Below are 9,234 nucleotides of genomic sequence, written 5' to 3' on the forward strand. Positions count from 1 at the left end.
TTGTTTTTTGAATTTGGTATTATTGAAAGATCTTGTCAGGCTTGGAATGAAATACTAAGTGAGGATGGTTTTATTAAAAATTTGTGTAGTAGGGAGTGGAGTTTTTTGGTTTAGTTGTTTTTTGAATTTGGTATAATATACCCTTTGACCGACTAATTGAGTGTTGCATTTATGATGTGAATCTAAGGTGGTTGAATTTTGGTTTATTCAGGACTATATAGTGTTTATCTTCGACTTTTAAAAAACTGCTGTAACAAGTGCTTGCATTCTCTAAAGAGCACGCCACCTTGTATTTCAATAGAATGGTTGAAACATTTACTTTCTGATAGGTCTTGGCATGAGCCACAAACACCCGTTCTTTCATCAAAAGCACCAAAGACAACTTTTTCTATGCGCGCATGAACCATTGCACCTAAGCACATTGTGCAAGGTTCAAGGGTAACATACAAAGTCGTATCAGGCATGCGATAGTTGGCAAGTATTTTTCCTGCTTTGCGTAGTAGTTGGATTTCTGCGTGAGCAGTAGGGTCATTATTTAGAATGGGTTGGTTGTGTGCTTTGGCAATGAGTTTGTTATTTTTTACTAAAACTGCACCCACTGGCACTTCCCCTTTTTGTTCGGCTAACAATGCTTGCTTTAGTGCTAACTCCATCCATTGAGAGTCGAGTGATTGGTTGCTCATTGGGTATTAATTAAGTTTTGTATAAGTTAACGAGTATTACGCCGGTTACAATGAGAATAAGTCCAAGAATAGCTTGCCAACTAAGCGCTTGTTTGTAAAAGAAATAGCCTAATATCGCTATCAACAAAACCCCTATGCCAGCCCAGGATGCGTAAACAATGGATAAGGGTATTTTTTTGATTGCAAAAGTCAAAAAATAAAAAGACAAAATATAGGAACTGGTCAAAATAACAGAAGGTAGGATTTTTGAAAAGTTTTGTGTAACAGGTAATAAAAGTGTGCCGATGACTTCAAAAATTATTGCACCCGACAAAAATAAATAAGCATTCATACTTACTCCCATTCAATAGTGGCAGGGGGCTTGCCTGAAATGTCATAAACAACGCGTGAGATGCGTGGGATTTCATTCATAATACGGTTGGAGACCAAATCTAAGAAGTCATACGGTAGGTGTGCCCAGCGAGCAGTCATAAAGTCAATAGTTTCAACAGCGCGTAATGCGACAACAAAATCATAACGACGTTCATCACCCGTTACACCGACTGATTTAACGGGCAGGAATACCACAAAGGCTTGATTAACTTTGTCGTATAAGTCATGGTTGTAAAGTTCTTGCATAAATATTGCATCTGCTAAGCGTAGGATATCGGCATATTCTTGCTTGACTTGTCCTAAGATGCGCACCCCTAATCCAGGGCCTGGGAATGGATGACGATACAGCATAGGTGCAGGGATACCGAGTTTTACGCCGAGCTCTCTTACCTCGTCTTTGAATAATTCTTTGAGTGGTTCAACCAGCTCAAATTTTAAATCTTTGGGCAACCCACCCACATTATGGTGTGATTTAATGACTTTGGCTTTGCCCGAAGCAGCGCCTGCTGATTCAATCACATCAGGGTAGATAGTGCCTTGCGCTAAGAATTTAATATCATCGAGTTTACGCGCTTCCTCTTCAAAAACTTCAATGAAAGCGTGACCGATAATTTTGCGTTTTGCCTCAGGGTCATTCTCATTTGACAAGGCATCGTAGAATTTTTTCTGAGCATTGGCACGAATAACTTTAACACCCATATTGTTGGCAAAAGTTTGCATGACTTCATCACCTTCTTTCAAGCGTAACAGGCCATTATCGACAAATACGCAAGTAAGTTGTTCACCAATAGCCTTGTTGAGTAGTGCTGCCACTACGGATGAATCAACCCCACCTGAAAGTCCCAGCAGAACATTGTTGTTACCAATTTGGTCTTTTAAATTTTGCACTAAGTCGGCGATAATATTGTCTGTCGTCCATTTTTTCTGGCAATCACAAATACCAGCAACAAAACGCTCTAAGATGTGTTTTCCTTGCTTAGTGTGGGTAACTTCTGGGTGGAATTGTAAGCCGTAGTAATGTTTTTGAACATTGGCAAAACCGGCGATGGCGCAATTATCGGTACTGGCAATTAGTTGAAATCCGTCTGGCAATGTATTGACTTCAATGCCGTGACTCATCCATACATCTAATAATCCATGACCTTTGGTATTAATCTCATCTGCAATATCGTTTAATAAGGATGAGTGATTGTGCGCCCGAACCTTGGCAAAGCCGTATTCGTGTTTGTCTGCTGAAGTGGCTTGGCCGCCAAGTTGTGTTGCCATGGTTTGCATACCATAGCAAATACCAAGTATTGGCACACCAAGGTCAAAGACAATTTGCGGTGCTCTGGCGGAATCATTAAATGTGACTGTATCGGGCCCACCTGAAAGGATGACGCCTTTTGGGTTGAATTTTTTGATAAAATCGTCATCTACATCATAAGGCAACAATTCACAATAAATGCCAATTTCACGCACACGACGCGCAATGAGTTGCGTATATTGCGAGCCGAAATCAAGAATAAGGATTTTGTCGTGGTGAATGTTTGCCATAATTATTATTGATTGAATGAAAACTATATTTTAATGAAAATCCTAGACCGCTACATTATTAAAACACTACTCTTTTACACTTTGGGCGTCATGGTGGTTTGGATGGGTGTTTACGCGCTTTTTAACTTTATTAATGAAATTGATTTAATTGGGCAACACTACTATACTACTTTATCGGCAATCATTTATGTAGCGGCCGATTTGCCGGCAGTGATCTATTCACACTCTTCTGTCATTATATTGTTAGGTTGCTTGTTGGGTATGGGTCATTTGACAGCAACCTCTCAATTGATTGTTATTAGGGGTTGTGGCGTATCTATTATGCAAATTGTTGGGAAAGCAGTGAAAGCAGCGTTAATATTTATTTTTATGGTCATTTTATTAGGTGAGTTTATTGCACCATTCGCTACGCAATACGCCGAATCATTTAGGACTAAAGCGTTAGGAAAAAATGTTTCTACAGTGAGTCAACAAGGATTTTGGCTCAAAGACGGCAATACCATTATCAATGTTAAGGAAAATTTTGATGGACGCGTATTTGGTGATGTAACTTTAATTAAATTAAACAAGGTCAATCAATTAGACTCAATTATTCATTCTGATAAGGCATTGTTTGATGATGATAATTTAAAGCTTGAAAAAGCTCAACATTATCAGTTTAGTCAACATGATAAATTTACTAAGATTCAATTTAAGGATATTCAAAAACATAGCGTCAAAGTTTCATTTGACCAAACTCTGGTTAAGGACCTAGAAAAGAAACCTAACGAATTATCAAGCTGGGAGTTGTATAAGCAGATTGACTTTCTTACAAAGAATGATTTGGCATCAAGTGCTTTTGAGATTGAGTTATATAAGCGATTGGTTAAACCAATCACATTGGTTGCAATGTTGCTGCTTTCAATGTTGTTTATTTTTGGATCACTTAGAGATGCAACCTTGGGCAAGAAGATATTTTTAGGTATGATTATCGCTTTATTTTTTGAATTATCATCACGCATTGGCGGTGCTATCTCGTTGCGTTTTGATTATGACCCATTGTTTAGTGCGTCGGCACCGACACTTGTGGTGTTGGTGATTGCCTTTTTCTTGTTAAAAAAGAAAGCTGCTTCCTGATATGAATACATAATTATACAAAACTAAGCAATGGAAAAAACACGCACTAAACCAGCAAAATCAAAACTTAAAAAACCCAGTCGGTTTCAGGTATTGTTGTTAAATGATGATTACACGACAATGGAGTTTGTTATTCAAGTATTGCAACAATTTTTTGATAAAACCGAAGAGAAGGCATATGCTATTATGCTTAAAGTGCATATTGATGGCGAAGGTGTTTGTGGTATTTATTCATTTGATGTAGCGCAGACAAAGGTATCGCAAGTTATCGATTTCTCTCGACAAAATGAACAACCACTTATGTGTATTATTCGTGAATTGGACACATAAAGACTTAACATAATTAGTATAATAACCTTATGATTGAAACAGGACTACAACAAGAAATTAACCACATTATGTCGCAGGCGCGCAATAACCGCTTAGAGTTTGTGACAGTTGAACATTTGCTGATTGCGCTGCTTAATATTGATGAAGTTGTTAGTTTTCTGCGTCATAAACGCGTCAATATTAAAGAGGTGTATGCAGAATTAGAGGAATATATTGATTCTCATACGCCACTTATTCCAGAAGATTCAGAGCTAGATATTGTCCCAACCGTTGGCTTTCAGCGCGTATTACAACGCAGTGTTTATCAGGCACAATCAGCGCAAAAAAATACCGTGTATGCGATGAATGTATTGGTGAGTATTTTTGCTGAAAAAGAATCGTATGCTGTTTATTTATTGAAACTCAATAACATTTCTCGTCTTGAAGTCATGGAGGCGATTTCAACACGCTCGCCAGAATTAGAAGAAGAAGTGTCTACGGTGAAATCCAGTCCAAAGAAAGGCAAGAAAAGCGCATTAGAAAGCTATACAATTAATTTATGTGAAAAAGCAAAAGCGGGGGGCATTGACCCACTTTTAGGTAGAGAAGAAGAAGTCTTAAGAACGGTTCAGGTTTTGTCCCGTCGTCGTAAAAACAACCCTTTATTTGTCGGTCAAGCAGGTGTTGGCAAAACAGCGATTGCACAAGGTATTGCCAAGCATATTGTGGATGGTAAAGTACCTGAGGTTTTAAAAGAGGCAAGCATTTATTCATTGGATATTGGCGTGTTGATTGCAGGCACAAAATATAGAGGTGATTTTGAAAAACGCCTAAAAGCAGTACTGAATGATTTAGAAAAAATCCCACATGCTATTTTGTTTATTGATGAAATCCACACAATGATTGGTGCAGGTAGCGTGTCAGGTAGCTCATTAGATGTGTCGAATTTACTTAAGCCAGCATTAGCAGATGGCTCGCTTAAATGCATGGGTTCTACGACTTATGAAGAATACCGTAAAATTTTTGAAAAGGATCATGCGCTATCAAGACGATTCCAAAAAATTGATATTGACGAGCCATCAGTAGAAGACACCATTAAGATTTTACAGGGTTTGAAAAAATATTATCAAGCGCACCATAAAGTTAAGTATTCAAAAGCAGCATTGGTATCGGCAGTCGAGCTTTCGCATCGGCATATGAGCGATCGTCGCTTGCCAGATAAAGCCATTGATGTGATTGATGAAGTGGGTGCATTGCAACAAATTCAACCAAAATCTAAGCGTAAGGTTAATATTGGTGTGAGTGATATCGAAGATATTGTGGCTCAGATTGCACGCATCCCATCTCGCCAAGTGGGCAGTGATGACAAGTCGCTACTTAAAAAGTTAGAAGCAGACTTAAAACTTGGTGTATTCGGTCAAGACAGTGCTGTTGATAGTTTATCTAGTGCCATTAAACTGGCGCGTTCTGGTTTGGCACACGAAGACAAACCGATGGGATCATTCTTATTTGCAGGTCCAACAGGTGTTGGAAAAACTGAGATTTGTAAACAACTTGCCCGTATTATGGGTGTGAAATTGTTGCGTTTTGATATGAGTGAATATATGGAGCGCCACTCAATGTCTAAATTGATTGGCTCGCCACCCGGTTATGTGGGTTATGATGAAGGTGGCTTGCTTACCGAGGCGGTTAACTCCAATCCACACGCGGTGTTGTTACTTGACGAAGTTGAGAAAGCACACCCTGATATCTTTAATTTGTTATTGCAAGTGATGGATAACGGCAAACTCACTGATGCCAATGGCAGAGAAGTTAATTTTAGCAATGTAATTTTAGTGATGACCTCTAATGTTGGCGCACAAACGGTTAGTCGCGCATCAATTGGCTTTAACGAGCAAGATCACTCGCTAGATTATGAAGGGGAATTACAAAAAACCTTCACCCCAGAATTTAGAAACCGTTTATCTGAAGTCATCTACTTTAATTCACTGAATGAAGAAACCATTGTTTATGTGGTGAATAAGTTTTTATTTGAGCTGGAGTCCACGCTAGAAGATAAAAATGTTGCTTTGATTGTATCTGAGCCAGCACGCAAATGGTTCGCTGTGCATGGTTATGACTCTAAGATGGGTGCTCGCCCAATGTCAAGATTGATTGAAAAAGAAATCCGTAAACCACTCGCTGACGAACTACTCTTTGGTAAATTGGTAAAAGGCGGTACAGTTAAAGTAGGCGTTCAAAAAGACCAAATTATACTTACATTTGGTGCATAAGAGTCTTAATTGAGACCTTTGCATAAATATGAATAATCATCAAAACGCCATTTTTCACCAACTTGACAATTTCATAAAATCACCAATTCGGCAAAACTTGTCATTTTGCTAATCATTCCTACTTATGCAAAAGCCTCAATTAGCAATGACGATAGTTTTATAAAACCACGACAAATAAAGATATTCCTAGTTACAATGTATTTTTTAAAATAAATAATAAGGCAAATAAATGCCAGACAATCAAACAATAAAAAAAGATAAAAAATACAAATTCACACCGCTAGAAAAACGCTTTATTAAAATCTATCTACTACTGGCTGTATTTTATTCTATTGTTAGTGTTTATTTACTTAACACTCCTATTGATGAGTGGGTATTTAACCTAGGGCAATATAACAATCAATTATTGCAGTGGCTTCCAAGAGCACAATATTGGGTTAATATCTCGGTAGCCTACCGAGAAAAAATGATACTATTGTATGTTTTGTATCAGGGGATTTTTTGGTTTATTTTTGTAAGCACAATTGGAATTTTTATTAAGGATTGGGCTTGGTATAAAGAAAATGCAATTTATCTTACTCGTGAAAGAGTTAGGAAAAAATATTTAATGGTGTGTTATATTTTTTTTTTAGGGCTTTTACTCTTTGTAACAATTTTCCTAAATATATTTGAGGGTTCAAATTTTTATATGTTATATGATCAGCTAGATAAAGTAGGAAGGAATAATGATATTCTTCGGTGGAATAGCGTTTATGGCTTTATTTTTAATAGATGGGCGTTAGGTTCTCTTTCTTATTCGGCGACATTCTATTTTATTGTTTCAATATTAACCACAAAAATACTTTTTACAAATAATTTAAATAAAGGAGAATAACAATGAGTTTAACGAATGAAGAGCAGCAACAACAAAATAGCTTAGCAAAAGTTAAATTGGCGGTAGACACTGTTTTTTCTGCACAAGTAGAAACAGCACGAATTTTAGGCGCTAGTGATGATGCACTTAAAGCCATGAATAATACCTTTAAGTTCAAGGGTGGGGCGTACTGGGTATCGCTCAAATTGCCCTTGCTACTCATCAAGAGGGGCAGCGGGCGGTATTGATGTGGCGATTAGTTGGGGTGTTGGAACGCTTGCTGGTATTGGTGGTGCAGCATTGTTCTCTAATCCTATAACGGTAGCCGTAGTTTTAGTTGGTGTAAGTTTTGGTGGTAGTGAGTTTTATAATAATACAGCCAGCAATTCAGTAAAATCAACTCTCAATAACTGGTTTAATGATGATGTTACCTCTGAACAAAAACAACAACAATTCAACGCTATTGTTGATATTTCATCTAGTGAATTCAAACAAGCCCTCGAGCAAGAAAGCGGACAAACGCTAGAAAAAATCAAGCAGAAAACCGATTTTAATGCCAACAAAAATATACCAAAGACTCCAGACTGGGTAGACGATGCCTTAGCAGAAATTAACCAAAACCCACTTAACAAATTCCAAGATTAATTTGATGTTACTGCTAACAATTCAGAATTAAAAGATAGTGTTAAGCAAGTTGAAAATGAATTCAAAGACGAAACCACGACAAATAAAGATATCCCGAGTTATAATCTGTTTATTTAAAATAAATAATAAGGAAAATAGATGCCAGACAATCAAATAATAAAAAAAGATGAAAAACACAAATTCACACCGCTAGAAAAACGCTTTGTTAAAATTTATCTACTATTGACTGTATTTTATTCTATTGTTAGTGTTTATTTGCTTAACACCCCTATTGATGAGTGGGTATTTAATCTAGGGCAATATAACAATCAATTATTGCAGTGGCTTCCAAGAGCACAATATTGGGTTAATATCTCGGTCGCCTACCGAGAAAAAATGATACTATTGTATGTTTTGTATCAGGGGATTTTTTGGTTTACTTTTGTAAGCACAATTGGAATTTTTATTAAGGATTGGGCTTGGTATAAAGAGAATGCAATGTATCGCACTAATAAAAAAATTAGAGATGCAAGGAATAAAAAAAAATACTGGATGGCGTTTGGCGTCTTTTTTTTTGGTGTTTTCACTTACTTATCTATAACCCAAAGTTTATTTATGGGTTCAGAATATTTTATGCTTTATGAAGATTTGGATAAGGTCGGAAGACATAACGATATTTTGGTGTGGAATAAAATTTATGGTTTTACTTTTTATAGAACATTATTAGTATTATTTTTATGGGCAACCGTTTGGTATTTTATACATTTCATTCTAATTACAAAAACACTTTTTACAAATAATTCAAACAAGGAGAATAGCAATGAGTTTAACGAATGAAGAGCAGCAGAAACAAGGCAGCTTAGCAAAAGTTAAATTGGCGGTAGACACTGTTTTTTCTGCACAAGTAGAAACAGCACGAATTTTAGGCGCTAGTGATGATGCACTTAAAGCCATGAATAATACCTTTAAGTTCAAAGGCGGTGCACTGGGTATTGCTCAAATTGCCCTTGCTACTAATCAAGAGGGTACAGTAGGCGGTATTGATGCGGCGATTAGTTGGGGTGTGGGCACTGTTACTGGAATTGGGGCTGCTGCTTTAGTGGCAGTATCAATTTCAAATCCTATAGGAATTGCTATAGTTGTAATTGGCGCAAGTTATGGTGGTAGTGCATTTTATGACAACACAATCAGTGACACAGTTAAATCAACTCTCAACAACTGGTTTAGCGATACTCCTGAACAAAAACAACAAAAATTCAGCATCATTGTTAATGGCGCTTCTTCTGAGTTCAAACAGGCACTCGAAGCAGAAAGCGGACAAACACTAGAACAAATCAAGCAGAAAACCAATTTTAATGCCAACAAAAATATACCAGAGACTCCAGACTGGGTAGACGATGCCTTAGCACAAATTAACCGAAACCCACTTAACAAATTCCAAGATTAGCTTGATGCTACTGCTAACAAT

11 protein-coding genes are annotated in these 9,234 nt (G+C 37.1%); 8 read left to right on the top strand and 3 right to left on the bottom strand.

Translation table 11 applies throughout. From position 1 onward, the window contains the following. Positions 1–224: 224 nt before the first annotated feature. From tadA to guaA, 3 genes are read right to left on the bottom strand one after another with little or no spacing between them, the layout of a single operon-like run. Positions 225–683, bottom strand: coding sequence for a tRNA adenosine(34) deaminase TadA (tadA, locus tag BBROOKSOX_RS07425; protein ID WP_139660564.1), 459 nt, complete (start codon positions 681–683; stop codon positions 225–227). Positions 684–693: 10 nt separating this feature from the next. Further along, the gene (locus BBROOKSOX_RS07430) at positions 694–1,014 is read right to left on the bottom strand and encodes a DMT family transporter (protein ID WP_139660565.1); all 321 of its coding nucleotides are present in this window, start codon (positions 1,012–1,014) and stop codon (positions 694–696) included. Positions 1,015–1,016: 2 nt separating this feature from the next. Next, a complete protein-coding gene (gene guaA, locus BBROOKSOX_RS07435) occupies positions 1,017–2,591 on the bottom strand; it encodes a glutamine-hydrolyzing GMP synthase (protein ID WP_139660566.1) in 1,575 nt (524 codons plus the stop codon). A gap of 33 nt (positions 2,592–2,624) precedes the next feature. On the opposite strand from guaA, the gene lptG reads away from it, so the two are divergent. The 8 genes from lptG to BBROOKSOX_RS07475 all read left to right on the top strand — a co-directional run bounded on the left by lptG (position 2,625) and on the right by BBROOKSOX_RS07475 (position 9,213). Then, positions 2,625–3,707: an LPS export ABC transporter permease LptG gene (lptG, locus tag BBROOKSOX_RS07440; protein ID WP_139660567.1), complete on the top strand. Its 1,083-nt coding sequence runs from the start codon at positions 2,625–2,627 to the stop codon at positions 3,705–3,707. A gap of 30 nt (positions 3,708–3,737) precedes the next feature. Next, positions 3,738–4,037: an ATP-dependent Clp protease adapter ClpS gene (gene clpS / locus BBROOKSOX_RS07445; protein WP_139660568.1), complete on the top strand. Its 300-nt coding sequence runs from the start codon at positions 3,738–3,740 to the stop codon at positions 4,035–4,037. A 29-nt stretch (positions 4,038–4,066) separates the two neighbouring features. Beyond that, positions 4,067–6,289, top strand: coding sequence for an ATP-dependent Clp protease ATP-binding subunit ClpA (gene clpA, locus BBROOKSOX_RS07450; protein WP_139660569.1), 2,223 nt, complete (start codon positions 4,067–4,069; stop codon positions 6,287–6,289). Between the two features lie 229 nt (positions 6,290–6,518). Continuing rightward, positions 6,519–7,163 (top strand): hypothetical protein, encoded by a 645-nt coding sequence (locus BBROOKSOX_RS07455; RefSeq protein WP_139660570.1) that lies wholly within the window; start codon positions 6,519–6,521, stop codon positions 7,161–7,163. Positions 7,164–7,165: 2 nt separating this feature from the next. Then, positions 7,166–7,390, top strand: coding sequence for a hypothetical protein (locus BBROOKSOX_RS07460; RefSeq protein ID WP_139660571.1), 225 nt, complete (start codon positions 7,166–7,168; stop codon positions 7,388–7,390). A 1-nt stretch (position 7,391) separates the two neighbouring features. Then, positions 7,392–7,787, top strand: a complete 396-nt coding sequence (locus tag BBROOKSOX_RS07465) for an MFS transporter (RefSeq protein ID WP_139660572.1) — start codon at positions 7,392–7,394, stop codon at positions 7,785–7,787. 138 nt (positions 7,788–7,925) lie between these two features. Next, positions 7,926–8,603 carry a hypothetical protein gene (locus BBROOKSOX_RS07470; protein ID WP_139660573.1) on the top strand — a complete coding sequence of 226 codons (678 nt, stop codon included), beginning with the start codon at positions 7,926–7,928 and terminating at the stop codon, positions 8,601–8,603. Next, positions 8,587–9,213: a hypothetical protein gene (locus BBROOKSOX_RS07475; RefSeq protein WP_139660574.1), complete on the top strand. Its 627-nt coding sequence runs from the start codon at positions 8,587–8,589 to the stop codon at positions 9,211–9,213. Before BBROOKSOX_RS07470 ends, BBROOKSOX_RS07475 begins: the two co-directional genes overlap by 17 nt. Positions 9,214–9,234: the final 21 nt, after the last annotated feature.

The sequence above is a fragment of the bacterium endosymbiont of Bathymodiolus sp. 5 South genome, from assembly GCF_900128535.1.
Taxonomy (GTDB): domain Bacteria; phylum Pseudomonadota; class Gammaproteobacteria; order PS1; family Pseudothioglobaceae; genus Thiodubiliella.

Coding starts and splice junctions, on each gene's coding strand:
- tadA (WP_139660564.1), bottom strand. CDS start 683: ATGAGCAACCAATCACTCGACTCTCAATGGATGGAGTTAGCACTAAAG.
- BBROOKSOX_RS07430 (WP_139660565.1), bottom strand. CDS start 1,014: ATGAATGCTTATTTATTTTTGTCGGGTGCAATAATTTTTGAAGTCATC.
- guaA (WP_139660566.1), bottom strand. CDS start 2,591: ATGGCAAACATTCACCACGACAAAATCCTTATTCTTGATTTCGGCTCG.
- lptG (WP_139660567.1), top strand. CDS start 2,625: ATGAAAATCCTAGACCGCTACATTATTAAAACACTACTCTTTTACACT.
- clpS (WP_139660568.1), top strand. CDS start 3,738: ATGGAAAAAACACGCACTAAACCAGCAAAATCAAAACTTAAAAAACCC.
- clpA (WP_139660569.1), top strand. CDS start 4,067: ATGATTGAAACAGGACTACAACAAGAAATTAACCACATTATGTCGCAG.
- BBROOKSOX_RS07455 (WP_139660570.1), top strand. CDS start 6,519: ATGCCAGACAATCAAACAATAAAAAAAGATAAAAAATACAAATTCACA.
- BBROOKSOX_RS07460 (WP_139660571.1), top strand. CDS start 7,166: ATGAGTTTAACGAATGAAGAGCAGCAACAACAAAATAGCTTAGCAAAA.
- BBROOKSOX_RS07470 (WP_139660573.1), top strand. CDS start 7,926: ATGCCAGACAATCAAATAATAAAAAAAGATGAAAAACACAAATTCACA.
- BBROOKSOX_RS07475 (WP_139660574.1), top strand. CDS start 8,587: ATGAGTTTAACGAATGAAGAGCAGCAGAAACAAGGCAGCTTAGCAAAA.